This is a genomic window from Streptomyces sp. NPDC054796, from assembly GCF_053611545.1.
Genome location: NZ_JBSHAO010000001.1, coordinates 352,862 through 370,321, shown reverse-complemented (window position 1 = coordinate 370,321; position 17,460 = coordinate 352,862). Strand labels below are relative to the sequence as shown.

General features: G+C 71.2%; 15 protein-coding genes. 6 read left to right on the top strand and 9 right to left on the bottom strand.

The window, feature by feature from the left end; genetic code table 11:
• Positions 1-852 precede the first annotated feature (852 nt).
• Positions 853-1,653, bottom strand: a complete 801-nt coding sequence (locus ACWGJ2_RS01610) for a GltA (RefSeq protein WP_453343882.1) — start codon at positions 1,651-1,653, stop codon at positions 853-855.
• A gap of 293 nt (positions 1,654-1,946) precedes the next feature.
• On the opposite strand from ACWGJ2_RS01610, the gene ACWGJ2_RS01605 reads away from it, so the two are divergent.
• The 4 genes from ACWGJ2_RS01605 (at position 1,947) to ACWGJ2_RS01590 (ending at position 6,109) form a co-directional block, all read left to right on the top strand.
• Positions 1,947-2,786 (top strand): CPBP family intramembrane glutamic endopeptidase, encoded by an 840-nt coding sequence (locus ACWGJ2_RS01605; RefSeq protein WP_453343881.1) that lies wholly within the window; start codon positions 1,947-1,949, stop codon positions 2,784-2,786.
• The gene (locus tag ACWGJ2_RS01600; protein ID WP_453343880.1) at positions 2,783-4,078 is read left to right on the top strand and encodes a sensor histidine kinase; all 1,296 of its coding nucleotides are present in this window, start codon (positions 2,783-2,785) and stop codon (positions 4,076-4,078) included. Before ACWGJ2_RS01605 ends, ACWGJ2_RS01600 begins: the two co-directional genes overlap by 4 nt.
• Positions 4,075-4,734 (top strand): response regulator, encoded by a 660-nt coding sequence (locus ACWGJ2_RS01595; protein WP_453343879.1) that lies wholly within the window; start codon positions 4,075-4,077, stop codon positions 4,732-4,734. The genes ACWGJ2_RS01600 and ACWGJ2_RS01595 overlap by 4 nt, the downstream gene beginning before the upstream one ends.
• Before the next feature lie 166 nt (positions 4,735-4,900).
• Positions 4,901-6,109, top strand: coding sequence for a DUF418 domain-containing protein (locus ACWGJ2_RS01590; protein WP_453343878.1), 1,209 nt, complete (start codon positions 4,901-4,903; stop codon positions 6,107-6,109).
• Positions 6,110-6,199: 90 nt separating this feature from the next.
• On the opposite strand, the gene ACWGJ2_RS01585 is transcribed toward ACWGJ2_RS01590, so the two are convergent.
• From ACWGJ2_RS01585 to ACWGJ2_RS01550, 8 genes are all read right to left on the bottom strand, one after another.
• Positions 6,200-8,203: a type IV secretory system conjugative DNA transfer family protein gene (locus tag ACWGJ2_RS01585; RefSeq protein ID WP_453343877.1), complete on the bottom strand. Its 2,004-nt coding sequence runs from the start codon at positions 8,201-8,203 to the stop codon at positions 6,200-6,202.
• Entirely contained in the window at positions 8,200-9,654 is a 1,455-nt protein-coding gene (locus tag ACWGJ2_RS01580) for an ATP/GTP-binding protein (RefSeq protein WP_453343951.1), read from the bottom strand. Before ACWGJ2_RS01580 ends, ACWGJ2_RS01585 begins: the two co-directional genes overlap by 4 nt.
• Before the next feature lie 104 nt (positions 9,655-9,758).
• Positions 9,759-11,255, bottom strand: coding sequence for an SCO6880 family protein (locus ACWGJ2_RS01575; RefSeq protein ID WP_453343876.1), 1,497 nt, complete (start codon positions 11,253-11,255; stop codon positions 9,759-9,761).
• Positions 11,256-11,412: 157 nt separating this feature from the next.
• Entirely contained in the window at positions 11,413-12,693 is a 1,281-nt protein-coding gene (locus ACWGJ2_RS01570) for a hypothetical protein (RefSeq protein ID WP_453343875.1), read from the bottom strand.
• A gap of 28 nt (positions 12,694-12,721) precedes the next feature.
• Positions 12,722-13,507, bottom strand: coding sequence for a hypothetical protein (locus ACWGJ2_RS01565; protein ID WP_453343874.1), 786 nt, complete (start codon positions 13,505-13,507; stop codon positions 12,722-12,724).
• A 39-nt stretch (positions 13,508-13,546) separates the two neighbouring features.
• Positions 13,547-13,852 (bottom strand): hypothetical protein, encoded by a 306-nt coding sequence (locus ACWGJ2_RS01560; RefSeq protein WP_453343873.1) that lies wholly within the window; start codon positions 13,850-13,852, stop codon positions 13,547-13,549.
• A gap of 45 nt (positions 13,853-13,897) precedes the next feature.
• Positions 13,898-14,197 (bottom strand): hypothetical protein, encoded by a 300-nt coding sequence (locus ACWGJ2_RS01555; RefSeq protein WP_453343872.1) that lies wholly within the window; start codon positions 14,195-14,197, stop codon positions 13,898-13,900.
• Positions 14,197-14,697: a DUF6668 family protein gene (locus ACWGJ2_RS01550; protein ID WP_453343871.1), complete on the bottom strand. Its 501-nt coding sequence runs from the start codon at positions 14,695-14,697 to the stop codon at positions 14,197-14,199. Before ACWGJ2_RS01550 ends, ACWGJ2_RS01555 begins: the two co-directional genes overlap by 1 nt.
• 658 nt (positions 14,698-15,355) lie before the next feature.
• Between ACWGJ2_RS01550 and ACWGJ2_RS01545 the strand changes: the two genes are divergently transcribed.
• Positions 15,356-16,177: a transglycosylase SLT domain-containing protein gene (locus tag ACWGJ2_RS01545; protein ID WP_453343870.1), complete on the top strand. Its 822-nt coding sequence runs from the start codon at positions 15,356-15,358 to the stop codon at positions 16,175-16,177.
• Between the two features lie 11 nt (positions 16,178-16,188).
• Complete coding sequence (locus tag ACWGJ2_RS01540; protein WP_453343869.1) at positions 16,189-17,277, top strand: hypothetical protein; 1,089 nt, start codon at positions 16,189-16,191, stop codon at positions 17,275-17,277.
• Positions 17,278-17,460 lie beyond the last annotated feature (183 nt).

Below are 17,460 nucleotides of genomic sequence, written 5' to 3'. Positions count from 1 at the left end.
GACCGCCTCGCAGCCTTGACGGGTTCGGCGGCAGCAAGAGGATTCGGGGGCGGGTACCAGCCCCCGAATCCATGCCGTGCGGCCGGTCCCTCGGAACTCCCGCGGGCGGGAGCGTTCCAGGGATTCGCGCACGGCCTGCGAGGCACATGCACGCGAACACGACAGTGCCTTTACTACCTCGCGGGCCCACCACGCCTGTTGGACCGGCCCTGGCCACTGGAATAGTCCGTACGCGGCGTGCTCGCGGACGGAGCAGCCGATCGCCCAGCGTAGTTGAAGCTACCAACGTTGCGCCCCGCCGGATTCAACTCACGCCGGAAATACGCCTGGAACTGCGACGACGTGGCGGCGAGATTCAGCAAGCGGACACGCATTGACACGCCGATCGAGGCACCGGCCGCGGTACCCACAGACGCTGTCCTGGGGTTGCTGTTCAGCGCGTTCCAGTGACCATCTTCCACCGTGGCGACGTACGTCTGCGCCCTCTGATCGGAGGCGGGCCGCATAAGGTACGGCTTCAAATCAGGCCGCTTGAACAATTCGTCGACGTCGTGAGCACCCTTCTCTCCCACTCCGGGCGTGCTACGAATGGCGAAAATGGAAGCCGCGACGCAGTGGGCAACGGTCGGCTCGCCATGCTCTCTACCATTTTCCCTGATCATGTTCATGAGGTACGACTCTGCGTCCCGACGGGGAGTGCGTCCGGGAGGAGGTTCTGGCGCATCACGCAGTGACCAGACCTTGCTGATTGTGTCCATGCGATATGCCCTTTCCGCTGGAATCCAGACACCGGATGTCACCACGTACAACGAGGCGTAGCGGTTCACCTGCACCGACGGTCCATCGGGTGTGTCAGCCAGGGGTCCCGACGCACTCGGCCTCTCCCACCCCTGGCGACACCCCCACCCCCGGCACCCACCGCCACGCGGCGGCGTGCAGCGCCTCGGCCCGGGCGATGGCGACCTCCTGGCGGAGGCGTGTCTCCTCCGCGTCGAGGAAGGCCGCCGTGGCGGTGTGCTGGTCCGGGTGCTTGCGGTAGACCGCGCCAGGATCGGCCAGCATCCACCCCCGGCTGACCGCCTCGCAGCACAGCACGAGTGCGCCGTCCTCGAAGGCGGGCACGGCGGGCCACCCGCCCACCAGCCGCACCAGGTCCGTGCGGGCCGTCAGCGTCGTGCCCACGACCGGGAACGCGCCGCGCTTCGCGCCGTCCAGCAGCGCCCGCTCGGGCAGCGGTCCGGGGCTGGGGTCGTAGGGGCCCGGCACCAGGCGGCCGTCGACGTGGAGGTCCAGGCACGGCGCGACGGTCCAGCCGTAGGAGGGGTTGGCCTCCAGGACGCGGATGGCGTCGGCGAGGGTGTCCTGGCCGGGCAGCAGGTCGTCCGCGTCCACGCAGCGCAGCAACTCCCCCGTCGCGCGTGACAGCCCCAGCGTGCGGGCCTGGGCCGCTCCCCCGCGCCGCCCGCCGCCCTTGGATATCCAGGGCGCGTCCGGGACGGACTCCAGTGCCCTGCCCTTCTGCCCGTCCTCCTGGAGCACCCATTCGAGCCGCCAGCCGACGGGGAGCCGCTGCGCGGAGAGACACTCGTGCAGTTCGGGCAGGTAGTGGTACCCGTCCTCGCGCACGGGGGTCAGAACGGTGATCGTCGGCATCGGGGCTCGCTTCATTCCGGGAGTGCGAAGGGGCACAGCACACGCCCGGCCCCCTACGTGCGGTTCTACGCGCGTTTCTACGTGCAGTGTGGATCACCGGTTCACGTCTGACCGAGCGTCAGTCGGCGAATCAGCGGGTGACTTGCGGCACACGCCCCCGCACACGGTGTCCGTCCCCCGTGCGAGCTACACGCGGGTGTCCACCGTGCGGTGACGATTCCGGCGCTCCGGATCCGTAGCGTTCCCGGCGGTCGTGGCACTCCGGCCGCGCGGAACGACAAGGAAGTGTCCTCATGAGAGTGGTGTGGCAGTTGGTGGCCGTCGCGGCGGTCGCCCTCATCGGTGGTCAGGGGGTCGCCGCCGTGCACGGGAGCAACCCGTGGCTCACGCTCGTGATCGGCCTAGTGACGGCCGTGCTGGCGCTGCTCGCCTACGGGTGGGTAGTGCGCAGGACCGAACGCCGCGCGGTCACGGAGCTGGCCCGGGAGGGTGCCGCCACGGGGCTCGGTGTGGGGACACTGATCGGCGTCGCGGTGTTCGGGCTCGTCGTCCTGCAACTCGCCACCAACGGGTGGTACGAGATCGAAGGGCGGGGCTCGGCGACGGGAGCCGTCGGCATCGTCGGCTACATGGCCGCTGCCGCCGTGACGGAGGAACTGCTCTTCCGCGGCGTCCTGTTCCGCGTCATCGAGGAACGCACCGGCACCTGGCTGGCGATGGCCTCCACAGGCCTGCTGTTCGGCGCGTACCACCTGGCCAACCCGGACGCGACGCTGTGGGGCGCCTTCGCCATCGCCATCGAGGCCGGGGGCATGCTCACCGCCGCGTACATCGCCACCCGCAACCTGTGGGTGCCGATCGGTGTGCACTTCGGCTGGAACTTCGCCGTGGCGGGCATCTTCAGCAGCGTTGTCTCCGGCAACGGTGACACACAAGGGCTGCTGGAGACCACGGCGACGGGCCCGACGCTCGTCACCGGAGGTGACTTCGGCCCCGAGGGAAGTGTGTTCTCGGTGCTGTTCTGCGTGCTGGCGACCCTCGTGTTCCTCTGGGTGGCCCGCCGTCGCGGACACCTGAGGCCCCGGCGCCGGCGCACCGAGCGGATCGCGGCCACGGCTACACTGCCCCGGTGATCGGTCCTCGGCGCGTCCCTGAGCTGTGGCGCAGGCTGGAGGCCGCCGTACCGCGTCTCTCGCACGGGTACCTCTCCCCCGGGTATCTCGCCCTCGGACTGCTGCTCTTCGCCGGTTCGCTCGTACCGGCGCTGCACAGCCACGGGACGCAGCTCGGCGGTCTTCCGGCCCGCCCCTTCGACGCACTGGCCATCGTGGCCGTCACCCTCCAGTGCCTGCCGCTCGCCGTGTGCCGACGGTGGCCCCTGGTGTGTCTCACCCTGGTGTCGGCCGGGTTCGCCCTCGACCAACTGCGCGGCTACCACACCTTCGCGGGCACCGGACTGGCCGTCGCGCTGGTGGGCGCGGGGTCCTGGCTGGAGCGGTACCGGCGTGCCACCGTGCTCGTGCTCTCCGCCGCCTACGTGCCACTGTCGGTCGCTTTCCACCTGCTCGGCGGTGGCGAGCCGATGAGCGAGATCGTCACCTTCTATCTGGTGCTGGCGCTCCCGTGGGGCATCGGCGCATGGCTGCGCGCCAACCGGGCCGCAGAGGCGGAGCGTCGGCGGCGGGTCGCCGAGGACACCCTCATCGCCGAACGCACCCGCATCGCGAGCGAGTTGCACGACGTGGTGACCCACCATGTGACGGCGATGGTCGTGCAGGCGGAGGCGGCACGCTATCTGACGGCGGCGCCCGACCGGCTCGACCAGGCACTGACCGCCGTCACCGACACGGGCCGACGGGCCATCACCGACCTCCGCCACCTGCTCGACCTGCTCGATCCGGGGCACGGCGCCCCCGCCGGTGCCAGTGCTGCCGGTGCCGGAACCGGAACCCGGGTCGGGGTCGGGGTCGGGGCCACCGTGCCGCCCGTCGGCAGGCTGCTCACCCTCGTGGAGCAGACGCGACGGGCGGGGCAGCCGGTGGAGTTCTCCGAGGAGGGCACACCCGCCGAGTCGACGGGCAGCGCCGATCTGGTGGCCTACCGGCTGGTTCAGGAGGCGCTGACGAACGCCCTCAAGCACGCGCACGGCAGCCACACTTCGGTCCGGGTGCGGCACGGCGCGAGGGAGATCTCCGTGGAGGTCGGCACGGACGCGCCCGGCGCGGTGGGCACCAGCACCGAAACACGTGACACTCGCGACGCCGACGGGCCCCGCGCGCGGGCCGGGTTCCTCGCGGGCAGCGGCCGTGGCCTCGCGGGTGTCCGCGAGCGCGTCGACGTCCTGGGCGGCGAGTTCAGCGCGGGCCCCAGGGACGACGGCGGCTGGCTCGTGCGGGCACACATCCCCTCGGGGAGCCCGTCGTGACCGAGCCGATCCGGGTGCTGGTCTGCGACGACCAGGTACTGGTCCGCACCGGCCTGGTGACCATCATCGACGCACAGCCCGACCTCGAAGTGGCGGGCGAGTGCGAGAACGGCCGGGCCGCCGTCGATCTCGCCATGCGGCTGCGCCCGGACGTCGTGGTGATGGACGTCCGCATGCCCGTACTCGACGGCATCGAGGCCACCCGGCTGCTGGCCGGTGCCGGGGTGCCGCACCCCGTCAAGGTGCTCGTGGTGACCACGTTCAACCTGGACACATATGTCTACGAGGCGCTGCGCGCCGGGGCGAGCGGGTTCCTCCTCAAGGACGCGCCGCCCGCACAGTTGCTGCACGGCATCCGGACCGTGGCCATGGGTGCCGCGCTGCTGGACCCCGAGGTGACACGTCGGCTCGTGGGCACCTACGCGGCGCGGATCCGGCCCGCCGAGGGCACGGCGGAGGACATCCCGCTGACGCCCAGGGAGCTGGAGGTGCTGCGCCTCATCGCCGACGGGCTGTCCAACGGCGAGATCGCCACGGCCCTGCTGATCAGCCCGGAGACCGTCAAGACCTTCGTGTCGCGCATCCTCAGCAAGCTCGGGCTCCGCGACCGCGTCCAGGCGGTCATCTACGCCTACCGCCGGGGCCTGGTGACCTGACGCCGACGGAACCCACCGGCCGAACCGGCCGACTGAACCGTCAGCTGGTGTTTCCCGTCGTGACCTCCCGAGCCGCGACCGGTGCCACGGTGTCCGTCCTACGCCGGGGTGCCGGTCGCTTCCCCCTGGTCCGTCCCGTCGTCGCACCCCTCCCGGAGGCCGCGCAGTGCGCATCCCGTCCCCTGGCCGCCCGAGCCCCGGCACCGACGCGGCACCGGGAACGGGACCTGGGCCCGGCCGGATACGGGAGGTCGACGTGCTGCGCGGCTTCGCGCTGCTGGGCATCCTGCTGGTCAACGCGCAGAACATGGCCGGGCCCCACGTGGGCGAGGGCGGTGCGCCTGTGGCGTCATGGACGGACGACACCGTCGCCTGGCTGGTCACGGCACTGGCCAGCGGTAAGTTCTATCTGCTCTTCTCCTTCCTGTTCGGCTACAGCTTCACCCTCCAGCGGGCCTCGGCGGAGCGCGCGGGCGCTTCGTTCGCACCCCGGCATCTGCGGCGGCTGGGCTGTCTGTTCCTGCTGGGCCTCGCACACGCCGTCCTCCTGTACCCCGGCGACGTGCTGACCATCTACGCGGTGCTGAGCCTCGTCCTCTTCGCGCTCCGGGACATCACCCCGCGCGTCGCGGTCCGGGTCGCGGCCTGTCTCGTCGTCGCCGTCGCGGCGTGTCTGCTGGTCTGGGGCCTGCTCATGGTCACACTCGCGGAGCCCCCGCGCCCGGGAGCCACCTCGGCCGCGCTGCGCGACCTGGTATCGGCCTACCGGGGCGACCCCGGCTCGGTCGTCGCCGCCAACCTGCGGCAGTTGCACTCCACGCTGAGCTGGAACGCGCTGTACGGCATCGACATGCTCGCCGCGTTCCTGGCGGGACTCGCCGCGGGACGTCGGGGACTGCTCACCGGCACCGGAGCGCACCGCGCGCGGATGGTGCGGATTCTCGCCGTCACCCTGCCCGTCGGCCTCGTGGGCGGCGTGGTCATGGCGGTGTGCCGCAAGGGACCGCTGGACGCGCGCTGGTACGACGTCGGCTCCGCGGTCGGTGTGCTCACCGCACCGGCCCTGACGGCCACGTACGTCTGCGGCCTGCTGCTCCTGGTGCACACCGGGCCCGGCACACGGATCGCGGAGGTGCTGTCCGGGTCAGGACGCCTGGCGCTCACCCACTACCTCTCCCAGTCCCTGGTGATGGCGCTGGTCTTCACCGGGTACGGACTGGGGCTGTACGGACGGTACGGGGCGGCCGTAGTGGTGGCGGGGTGCTTCGTGCTGTACGGGGCACAGCTCGCCCTCGGCGCCTGGATGTCGCGTCGCTTCCGGTACGGGCCCGTCGAGTGGCTGCTGCGCGCGGCGACACTGGCGCACAGGCCCTGAACCCTGAACCCTGAGAAACCAGGAGACCGCCTGACCGGTCACCCCGGTCAGGCGGTCCGCCCGTGCTTGTCCAGTCTCTGCCAGCCCCTGCTAGCTCGTCTTGCCGAAGGACACCGCGCCCCGCTGCCACTTGCTCACGCCGGCGTCGGTCTCGACGCCCGCACCGTCGGGGTGGCTTCCCGCGCCGGGGTGGACGCCCGGCTCGGGGTAACCACCCGGGTCGGGGTAACCACCCGCACCGTCGGGGTAACCGCCCGCGCCGGGCTGACCGCCTGGTCCGGGGTAACCGCCCGGCTCAGGGGGAACGCCCGGGTCGGCTTCGACAGCCGCATCGGGGTGGAGGCCCGCCCAGGCACGTGCCGCGCGGTCCGTGATGGCCGCCGTCTCCGCCTTGGCCGCGGCCGAGATGGCACCCGCGTTGGGCTCCTTGTACCAGGGCCGCAGCCGGATCAGCGCGGGCCGCACACCGGTGGCGAGCAGCAGCGCCGTTCCCTTGGGCAGCGCCCTGATGCGGTCGGCGGGCAGCACCGGGTCCAGCCGGTAGGAGTACGAGCGGGAGGTGCCGTCCTTGCTCTTGGAGATCGACGGTGTGCGCACGTCCTGGTTGCCGACGAGCTTGGACACCTTCTCCACGAAGTCGGCGTCGTCCAGACCCGCGCCGAGCAGCTTGATCGTGGCCGCGCTCCACAGCGCGTCCATGCCCGCCTCGCCCCACACGCGGCTGCCCTGCCGGTAGCTCTGCAACAGCGTGACGACGTTGATGCCACGCGAGCCGAAGTGGCTGTAGAGGTCGGGCAGGTCGGAGATGCGGCAGACGTTGGCCGCCTCGTCGAGCACCGCCGTCATCGGCGGGTCGAGCCTGCCGCCCATGCGCTCGGCCGCGATCACGCCCGCGCGCATCGTCGAGTCGGCGAGACCGGCGATCACACCGGCGGCCGAGCCACCGCCGTCCTTCGACAGCAGGTAGAGCGTGTCCTTGCCCAGCACGTGCTCGTGCGGCTTGAACTCCGGAAGGTTCGGGTCGGGGGTCACCCAGGCCACGATCTCCGGGTCGAGCAGACAGGCCACACACTGCCTGGCGGTCTCGTAGATGCCGTCGCGGGTCTCCACCGCGCCCCGCACCGTGCCCTGCAACTGCTCGGCCATGGCGTGAAGTTGGACGTCACGAAGGAGGTCGACGGGTGTGCGGTCCGCCGGGTCGGCGAGCCAGCCCAGCAGCTCGTTCACGGACGCGCCGCCGCGCGCCGCCGCGAGGAAGAGACACGTGATGGTGTTCTGGGCCGCCGAGATCCAGAAGTCCTTCTTCGACTGGTCGTCGTTGACGGAGGCGACGAAGTGCCCGGCGAGGCGGCGTGCGCCCTCGATGGTGTGGCAGTCGGAGAGGATGTCCCACCACATCTCGCGGGGGGTGTGCGCGATGCCCTGCGGGTCGAACGTCCATACCTTCCCCGCCTGCTCGCGTGCGGCGCGGGTGACGGCGTAGACGTCGGACTTGTTGGACGTGAGCAGCACCGGCCCCTGTGCGCGCAGCACGCGCGGGACGGCGATACCCGTGGACTTGCCCGCTCGGGGCGCCATCAGGTCCAGCTCCACGTCCTCGAAGGAGGAGCGCAGTTCCGGCCCGTTGGGATCGAGGTCGCCGAGCAGGTTGCCCGTCTCGTCGGGGTGGAGGTGCTGCTTGCCCTTCAGCGAGGGGCGCAGGTCACGGGCGCGTTCCGCGATGCCCTCGGGGCCCATGCTGGCCAGTTCCTTCTTGCCCGCGAGCCCCTTGGTCCTGCCGAGCATGCGCAGCACCCGGCGCACGACCAGCACGCCGAGCGCGATGGCCCCGACGAAGACGAGGACGATGCCCAGGACAACGGCGACCGGCGACGTGCCCGGCCACAGCGTGCCGGGACCCTGGGTGAGCAGGGTGCCGAACGTCGCCAGGCCGAACGGCGGCGGGTTCCAGCCCGCACCCGTCAGCAGCGCTCCCAGGGTCCCGCCGATCCACGCGGCGCCGAACAGCACCAGCGCCAGGGCGGCCACCAGGACGATCGCCCACGGGGCCAGCTCGTTGCCCACGCTGCGCCCGGCGGCCGGGTTCTTGCTCATCCGGCTCTCCTCTCGTCCGTCTGTGGGTGCTTCGAGAAGTCGGGACCGTACTGCTTGACCATCTCGACGGCCTCTTCGTTCTGCTGCCAGCGCTTGTTGGTGTCGTGCAGATGGCGCTCGGTGTCGGTGATGGACACCTGGATCGGGATGCCGGGACGTCCACCGACCTTGATCAGGAACCGGCCCCGGCCCGGCGGCTCCTCGCGGTCCCCGGTCCCGGCCCAGCCGGGGGGCGAGGACCAGGAGGAGACCAGTTCGACCTCTCTGCGGGACAGGCCGACGACCTGGCCCAGCTCCTCCATCTCAGCGCGCGGCAGCCCGGCACAGACCACCATGCCCGCACGCTCGACGAAGCCGCGCGCCTTGACCCGGTCGGACGAACTGCCCAGTGCCTCGGCGTCCTTGAGGGTGTGCGTGATCTTGGCGTCGCCGAGGCCGAGCGTACGGTTGAGGCGGGTCAGCGCGTCGATGCGGTCGACGATGCCGGAGGCCGCGCGCAGCGGGCGCCACAGCTCGTCGAGGACGGTGAAGAACCAGCGGCGCGGCTGGAGTCCGGCGTCCGCGAGGGCGTGCGAGGCGGCGACGGTGCCCAGTCCGTCGGACCATGCGGCCAGCATCGCCGCGGCGGTGAGCTGGGTGTCCGCCTCACCGATGCGGGAGATGTCCACGCACACCGCCGGTGCGTTGAGGTCGATGCGGGTGACGGTCTCGGAGGAGAAGGTGTCGCCCAGCGGGCCGTCCAGCACGCCCAGCAGCGACCGGTGGAGCGGGTCCACCGCATCGCGGTAGCGGTGCTCGTCGCCCCGGTCCAGGGTCACGGCGCGCACCCGGTCGGGGCCCTCCGCGAGCACCTTCAGCAGGTCGGGCAGCAGCGGCTGCTTGCCCTTGGGGGTGCGCTCGCGCAGGTGGTGCAGCGCGGCCGAGAGCACCGACTGCTCGTGGTCGTCCATGGCGCGGTCGCGCACGATGGTGACGAGCGCGGCGACCATGTTGAGGACACGGCCGTGTGTCTCGGCGACCAGCATCCGCCCCGCCTCGCCGCCGATGCGTTCGGCGGCGGCGCCCATGGCCCCGGGGTCGAGGACGTTGATGCCGCCCACCCCGCGCCCGATGGACAGGACCTGGCCGCCCAGGGCGCGCACGGTGTCCGCGTAGTCGGGCTTGAGGTCGCCCAGCACCATCGGCACCACACCCGTCGCCGACAGCCCGATGAGCATGCGGTTGACGAGGGTGGACTTGCCCAGACCCGGCATACCGAGCATGAACAGGGAGGGGTTGGAGATGTAGTGGGCGCGGGTGAACCACGACAGCGGGTCGCCGCACACGGTGGCACCGGTGTAGAGGTGCCGTCCCAGCGGGACACCGCTCATGGGGGCGCCCGAGCCCGCCGCGAACGGCCACAGCCCGCACGCCTGCACGGTGGTGGCACGCCACATCGACGGCGGGTCCATGTTGGCGACCTGGCCGCCGCCGGGGCCCGGCAGTCCACGTGAGTGGCCGAGTGCTTCCCTCGGGGGCGGCTGCTTCTTGGTGTTCGCGGCGCTCTTCTTCTTGCTCACAGTGCTTCCTTCAGCTCACGCGGCACCAGCGTGTACTCCCACGGCAGGATGCCGGTCGGCAGCGTGCAACTGAACGCCGCCGCCTGCATGCGGTCGGCGGGGCGCATCTGGAGCCGTGCTCCGGCCATCAGGTTGCGCACCGTGGCGTTGGCGTCGTCCAGTTCGGCGTCGGTGTCGACGGTGACCGTCACCATCAGGGAGAACTCCACCAGGCCCGCGCCGGTGGCCTCCTCGACGGCCGTCTGCTCAGTGGCCCGCATCTCGTTGGCGGCGCGCGCCTGCACCATGCCGCGCTTCGAGGTGGCCATGAACTGCGCGGCACGCCGGTCGGCCTCGACGATGCGCGCCGAGGTGGCCGGGTCGATGGGCCGGTACAGCAGTGCCACCCGCTTGCGACGGGTGCCGGGCGCGGCCTCCAGCAGGCCGCGCAGCACGTTGGCGCGGACGGTGCCGCGCGGCGCGATGGTCAGCATCCAGGTGCGGGACACCCCGGAGTCGTGCTGGTAGGCGCTGGGCGTCTCCACCGTCGCTGCGGGCCCCGCGTCGTCCCACTCCAGTCCGGTGCCACCGTGCTGGGCGCGGGCGTCCAGGACGTCGCCGGAGACGGCCGGATCGTAGGCCACCCGGACGACCTCGGCGATGCGCTCGGCCGACAGCGGCGCGGCGGGACCGCCGCCTGCGCCCTGGAGCCCCTCCAGGAGACCGGGGATGCGGATGGCGAGGTCGTTGATGATGTCCTCGGGCTTGCGCTTCTGGCCGCCGGGGATGCCGTAGGTCAGCGCGATGTAGGTGTGCATCTCGGAGGAGGCCGACGGGTACTTCTCGACGACCTCCTCCATCACCGCGCGCGCGGCGGGCGGCGCGTCGGGGTGGATGCGGGGCAGCACCTCATTGGCCAGCCTGCTGCCCGTGTCGGGCGCCGTCTCCACGACGACGGTGGCACCGCGCAGACCCGGCTCGTTGGAGAGCCGGGCCAGCCAGTGGCCCCAGGAGGCCACCCAGGTGTCCACCTGGTCGGGGTCGACGAGGGAGCCGCCGTCGGGCTCGCAGCCGAGGACGATGGTGAAGAGGTTGCGGCCGCGGTGGTGCAGCACGCCGAACGGCTGGTCGTAGGCGTCCCTGCCCTCCTCGACCTTGACCCGGCTGAGCAGCCCCGGCGGACGGAACCGGCCGCCCGAGCGGCGCCCGAGCGGCCCTGACACGTAGGTGGTCGAGCCCTTGCCCTTGCGGCGTATCCAGCCGATGCGCAGGGCCATGAGCTGGTAGACGTTGCGTCCGTCCTGCGTGCGCGCGGCCAGCGGCATGAGGAAGAACGCTTGAAGCACGACCAGGACGATGGTGGCCTGCAACGAGGCCATCGACACGAGGAGATCCAAGACGATCCCCCCGAACACCACGACGGTGCCGATGAGGCCGAGCGGCCCCAGTCCTGGACGCCGGGGCCTGCGCCAGTTCCCGTAGGTGGGATCGGCGGCGAGAGCTTCGGTAGCCATGGGGAAACCTGGTTTTCTTCCGTTGGGTAGATCGTGGGGCTACGGGAGGCGGCTCGCGGCCCGGGACCCCGTGTGACCGGGGCCGGGGCGCGAGCCGTGCGCAGCCGGGGGACGGACCGGGACCGCGCACGACGCTGTGCGCGGTCCCGGTGTGGCTTCAGCCGTTGCCCGACGGCTTGTTGGGGTCGGGCAGCCCGCTCGCGGCGAGATCCGCTGTGGCCTTGCCGGTCTTCGCCGCCATGCTGGCCGCCGCGCCGAGCACGGCACCGGCGACGGGAAGCGCTCCGGCCATGGCCGCGCGGCTGGCGCCGGCCGAGGCGCCGCTGGCGCCACCGCCACCACCGCCGCCGCCACCGCCCGAGCCGACGCCCGCCATTCCCGGACCGCTCTGGCCGCCGCTCTTGTCGCTCTGGCTGCCCGAGGGACCCGAAGAACCGGAACCACCGGACGAGCCCGAGGAACCGGACGAGCCCGAGGAACCGGAACCGCCGGAGGAACCCGAACCCCCCGCAGAGCCCGAACCGCCCGAGGAACCGGCGCTCCCGGCCCCGGAGGGACCCTTCGACGCGGCCGAGGCGGCGGACTTGCCGAGCCCCGAGGCCGCGGCGCTGACGGCGCCGCCGCCGAGCGCCTTCGCGCCGGAGGCGATACCGCCCGCCGCCGCCATGGTGGCCCCGCCGCTGTTGTCGGCTCCGAGCGACTCCGTCGCCGGGACGATGATCCTCATCAGCGCGGGCAACGCGATGGCGGAGAGCAACAGCATGCCCATGCCCGCGATCTGGGTGTCGACGGAGCCGGTGTCGCCCGTCGCGTTGACCATCGCGGAGCCGGACCAGATCACGAGGGCGACCGTGGGCTTGTACAACAGCCAGGCGAGCATCCACCCGAGGTGCTTGCGCCACCAGGTGCCGCCCCAGTCGGTCATCGAGGCGGCGGCGGCCACGGGCAGCGTGCCCATCAGGATGATCATCACGCCGAGCCGGATCCACATCAGGAGCGTGTGGATGATCGCCGAGAGGAGCAGCAGACACCCGACGACCAGCAGCAGCATGTTTCCAAGACCGTCGTCACAGGCGAGGGTGTCCTGGAGCTTCTTCATGCCGTCGTCGTAGAGGTACTTGGAGTACTCGTCCATCACCGTGACGAACGTGATGACCGCGGTGCTCATCATCGTGCTGACCAGCAGGACGCGCAGAACACCCTTCAGGGCGGTCTGGCCCGCCTCGGCACGCCGGTCCATCGCCATCTTGGCAGCCGAGAAGAGAAGCGACCCGACAGCGAGATAAATGACGATCCAGCGTGTTTGCCCGCTGATCGCGGAGGATACTTCTGTGTCGTAGGACTGGCCGTTCGCCGCCTTCGCGAAGATGCCGTAGGCGGCGTTGATGATGAGCTTGGCGACCACACCGATCATCTCGCCGATGGGATCGCCGAACATTCCGAAAAAGTCGATAGTGGTCGAGCACTTACCGGCTAGGTTCATGTATTGCTCCCCACATGGTGAACCCGTCAGTCATGACCGCCTTGGCCCTTGAAGTGAGGGAACCGTCCTCCTGAAGGGCCACCTTCCAGTCCCCGTCCCGCCAGCGCACGGACACCGAGGTCGACAGATAGCCTCCGATGGGACGGGTGAGGAGCAGCCGTACGGTCGCCTCGTCGTCCGAGTAGGAGTCCAGGGAGAAGCCCACGAAGCGCCCGACGGCACCCGGCTCCGAACCCTGCGACTTGTCCCCGAACTTGACCTTGTTGGCGACGAAGTTGTCACGCAACTCACCCGGCACGATCTGCTGCTCAGCGACGGTGCGCCAGTCGGAGCCGCTCAGCTGGACAGGCAGCAGGTGCGCCGCCAGCAGAGCCCCGGTGGGCGTGTGCGCGAAGCACCACCACATGCCGTCGTCCTCCGTGCGGAGCGGCCCGGCCGACGCGGAGACGGGCACCATGACGGCGCCACGCTGCTGCCACTCCACGTCGTCCGGAGCCTTCTTCGGCCGCTCCTGCTTCTTGTCGTCAGTACGACAGTTCTCGGGGCGGCCGTCCGGGCCACTCCGTACCTTCAGCGGGTCGCCAGGAGACAGCGGACCGCGAACCCCGGAAAACGCCTCGCGACTGTAGGACGAGGGGGACTTGACGTCCTCACCGGTCACCAGGCCGACCGCTGACAGAGCCAGGAGAACCCCGAGGAACATGACCGAGTTCACCCAGCCGCGCTGTTTGTAGAAGGGCCCCTCGGCCGGGGCCTTTTTCCGTCTCAAGCCGAACATGGCAATGGCCTCTTCCGGGAACGGCTGCTCCTAGTCCTGGAAGAAGAACTGGATGATCGGGCCCGCCGTGGCGACGAGGACACAGCCGCCGAGCACCATGCCGAGGCGGCTGAGGTGCTCCGAGCCCTCACCGCGCTTCACGGATATGGCCATCATCATGCCGGTGACCAGAACACCCGCCACACCAGCGGCGGTTCCTGCCCAGCCCGCGATGCCCAGCACGGTGTTGACCGCGTCGGACAGCTCGTCGGGAGCCTTGCGCTCCGGGTCGGGCACATCGCCCGTGGCCAGGTAGTTCAGTCCACCGCTGTAGAGGGAGTGCAGGGTGTCCTTCATGGGATTCTCCGTAATCAAGGTGAGTCAGGTAGGGGACGTACGCTGTCAGATGAGGTAAGGCTGTATGACGAATTCGACGAGGGGCCCGGCCGTGGCGCCGAGAATGCAGGCCCCCATTACGATGACGAGGCCACGGAAATAGTTCGCGCCTTCTCCGGGCTCGCCCCGCCGCAACTGCAAGGCCATCTGTGAGCCGACGACGATGATCCCGCCCACGGCGCAGGCGGACACGATCCAGGCCAGGTACTGGAGGAGTTCTCCCGCCTTGGCACCGGGCTGGTAGGCGTCCTTGCCCGTATCGACGTCCAGGCCACCACCGGCGAGCTGAATGAGATCGGGGAACATCACTGCGAGGCCACCGCCCTCGCGGGCGGAGCGGTGACGATACCAGCCAACGCGCGCACCTCTCTCGGCAGCGATTCGATGTCTTCTCCCAGCCGCCAGGCGGGAATCCACGGCACACGGTGGACCTTGGCCGCCGAGCGCAGCACGCGGACCCGCTGGCCGAGGGGGCGCGGCAGGCGCCCCGGCGCGTCGGCGACGAGCACGACGGCGAGGAGGTGCACCCCGGCGGGGTGGTCCTCCAGCCGCAGTTCGTTCAGCTTCTGCGACGCGGCGCGCATGCCGCCCGCGTGCGTGCGGGCCACGAGCAGCACACCGCCGGGCTCGCCACGCGCGGGCTCGGGCCACCGCTGACCGAGGTCGGCGCCGCCCAGCACCCGTGCGAGGGTGCCCGCGCCACCGCCACCGTGTGCGTTGACCCAGGCGACGGGCTGGCCACGGTGCGGTGACGGTGTGTCAGTCGCGGGCGCGGCGGGCGTCTGCGCGGGTGCGGGCTGCGCCACGGGGTGGGCGTGCTGCGCGGGTGCGGGTGCCGCCTGCGCGGGGGGTGCCTGTGCGGGTGCGGCGGGTTGCGCGGGTGCCGCAGGCGCGGGCGCGGGTGCAGGCGCCGCCTGTGCGGGTACGGGCGCGGGCGCTGCGGGGGCCGGTGCGGGCGCGGGCGCGGCGGGCGCAGGAGCGGTCTGCGCCGGTGCCGGGGCCGGGGCCGGTGCCGGGGCCGCCTGAGCGGGGGCGGGTGCGGCAGGCGCGGCGGGGGCGGCCTGAGCGGGGGCCGGTGCGGGCGCGGGTTGCGCAGGTGCGGGTGCCGCAGGCGCGGGAGCGGTCTGCGCGGGCGCGGCAGGGGCCGGTGCCGGTGCGGCGGGTGCCGGGGCCTCGGGCGCTGGAGCAGCAGGCGCGGCGGTGGCTTGCTGCGGCGCGGAGGGCCCGCGAACCCACATCTGCGGTCCGGCGGACGCCGCCGGTGGGACAGCCATGCGCGTCCACCCTTTCTCTCGTTCCGGATACGTCGACAGAAGTCACATTGAACTGACCGGGCGCCGTGTCCGTTACGGCGTGCGAGTCCGCTGTGGTCCGTCGGGCAGCCACTACGGAAAATTGGGTGACCTGGTTCATCGCTGTTCAGGGCCCATGCAGAGCAGGCAAACGCAAGGGGAGCGACTGATCGTGGGTGAAGGCAAGGGAGCTCAGTCCTCCCAGCAGAACCAGCAGAAGGAGACCACCACCGTGCTGGTGGCCGCGGGCGCGGGTGCGGGTGTCTTCGGGTGCCTGTTCAGCCCGATGATCCTGCTGCTGCTCCTCGTCGGCGTGATCGTCATCTGCGCCATCGGGGTGGTCTTCTGGCCCCTCGTGATCATCTGTCAGATCTTCGGCTGCGGCGGAGGCGGAGGGGGCGGCGACGGCCCCTCGGTCGACGAGGACCAGGTCAAGGTGGCGTTCGAGAGCGACGGGAAGGGCGATCTGGCCGAGGAGGCCGTACCCGCGGAGTACCGCGAGGTGGTCAAGAAGGCCGGTCAGGAGTGCGACCAGATCGGGGCGATCGTCATCGCCGCACAGATCAACCAGGAGTCCGTCTGGGACCCGAAGCTCAAGGGGCCGAACGGGAAAGAGGGCATCTCCCAGCTTCCCCCGGACAAGTTCGACGAGTTCGGCGAGGACGAGGACGACAATGACGAGACGTCGGCGCTGGACGCGGAGGACTCGATCATGGCGCAGGCCAAGTACATGTGCTCGCTGGCCAAGGACATCGACGCACTCGTCGCGAACAACGAGGTGAAGGGTGCCAAGCTCGATCTGACCCTGGCCGCGTACTCCGTGGGTCTCGACGCGGTGAAGCAGGCGAAGGGCGTACCGCAGAGCGGCGGCGCGCAGAGTTACGTTTTCGGAGTCAGGACGTCGTTCGCCATGTACTCGGGCGCCATCGCGCCGCCCGAGGGCGAGTCCTACCCGACGATCTCCCCGATGCCCAAGCCGAGCAGCGACGACTAAGGAACCCTCAGATGACCAGTGAGCACACCCAGCACAACCAGCACGACCCCTGGGAGGTGCTGATCGGCTCCGACGGCACCGCGATGATCAACGGAAGGCCGTACCCCGTACCCGAGGGCGAACCCGTGCACGTCGTCGTGCTCGACGCACTGCACCGGCACGCCCAGGCACAGGGCCGGCCGGTCCAGTCACTGATCGTCGACGAGGGCGCGGTCTCCACCACGCGCATCGAGGTCGCCCCCGACGGGTCGAGCAGCGTCCTGGGACACACCGAGGGCCTGGGTCAGCACGACGAACCGCGCACGGAGCCCGCCGTCGCGCCACCGGCCGAGGCCGCACCGGCCCCGGCCCCGGCACCCGCGCCCGCAGCCGTGCCGACACCCGCACCCGCACCCGCACCCGCACCCGTGCCGACACCGGCACCCGCGCCCGTCCCCGAACCCACCGTCGCCGCCCCACCCGCTCCGGCTCCCGCCCCTGCGCCTGCGCCCGCACCCGCACCCGTCGCGCCGGAAGCACCCGTGCCCACCGCCGCGCCCGCTCCGGAACCCGCACCCCAACCCGCGCCCGCGCCCGCCCCGGAGTCACCGGCGAGCGCGGCGTCCCCCGTGCCGGTGCCCGAGCAACTCACGGGGCTTGTCGACGACATCGGGCGCGCGCTCGACTCCGGGGCGCTGGAACGCGCCGCCGCGCTCGCCTTCCGGCTGCGGGAACACACCGCGCGCGCCTTCGACATCGCGCACCCCTTCTGGGTCGAGGCACACGCGCTGGAGGCGTTCACCGCGTACCAATGCGGTAACTACACCGGCGCGACGGCCATGTGCGTCGAACTCTCCCGGATACGCCAACGGCAGGGTGACCTCCCCGGAGCGCAGGAGGAACTGCGGCGCGCGGTCGCCGCTTGGTGGCTCATCGACGACGTCTCCGCCGCGGTCGGCCATGGTCGTGCGCTGCTCGATGTGTGGTCGCAGCACGGCGGGGGTAGTGCGGAAGATGCCGAGTTGTTGAGCAGCGTCAATCGCCGTATACATGCCCTCACCTCCGCCGGCGCCGCGCAGCAGAACGCGCCGCTGGAGAGGGAAAGCGCAGGTCAGCGCTAGGGACCGTACGGAGGACGCGCTTCCGCCGACGCGCCGCGCGGCCTCCTCCGGCGACGGAAGTCGCCACTTCGGCCGTCAATCGCACGTCAATGCGATGTGGAACCCCGCTCGCGACACTCCCCCCGGGTCGAGGCCACTCGGGCCTGGGCCCTGTCCTTCACAAGGTCATGGAACAAGGGAACG

Bases quoted from the DNA above. Each gene is read 5' to 3' on its own strand.
- ACWGJ2_RS01570 (WP_453343875.1), bottom strand. From the start codon at position 12,693: ATGTTCGGCGATCCCATCGGCGAGATGATCGGTGTGGTCGCCAAGCTC.
- ACWGJ2_RS01610 (WP_453343882.1), bottom strand. From the start codon at position 1,653: ATGCCGACGATCACCGTTCTGACCCCCGTGCGCGAGGACGGGTACCAC.
- ACWGJ2_RS01540 (WP_453343869.1), top strand. From the start codon at position 16,189: ATGACCAGTGAGCACACCCAGCACAACCAGCACGACCCCTGGGAGGTG.
- ACWGJ2_RS01585 (WP_453343877.1), bottom strand. From the start codon at position 8,203: ATGAGCAAGAACCCGGCCGCCGGGCGCAGCGTGGGCAACGAGCTGGCC.
- ACWGJ2_RS01580 (WP_453343951.1), bottom strand. From the start codon at position 9,654: ATGGACCCGCCGTCGATGTGGCGTGCCACCACCGTGCAGGCGTGCGGG.
- ACWGJ2_RS01575 (WP_453343876.1), bottom strand. From the start codon at position 11,255: ATGGCTACCGAAGCTCTCGCCGCCGATCCCACCTACGGGAACTGGCGC.
- ACWGJ2_RS01605 (WP_453343881.1), top strand. From the start codon at position 1,947: ATGAGAGTGGTGTGGCAGTTGGTGGCCGTCGCGGCGGTCGCCCTCATC.
- ACWGJ2_RS01555 (WP_453343872.1), bottom strand. From the start codon at position 14,197: ATGTTCCCCGATCTCATTCAGCTCGCCGGTGGTGGCCTGGACGTCGAT.
- ACWGJ2_RS01560 (WP_453343873.1), bottom strand. From the start codon at position 13,852: ATGAAGGACACCCTGCACTCCCTCTACAGCGGTGGACTGAACTACCTG.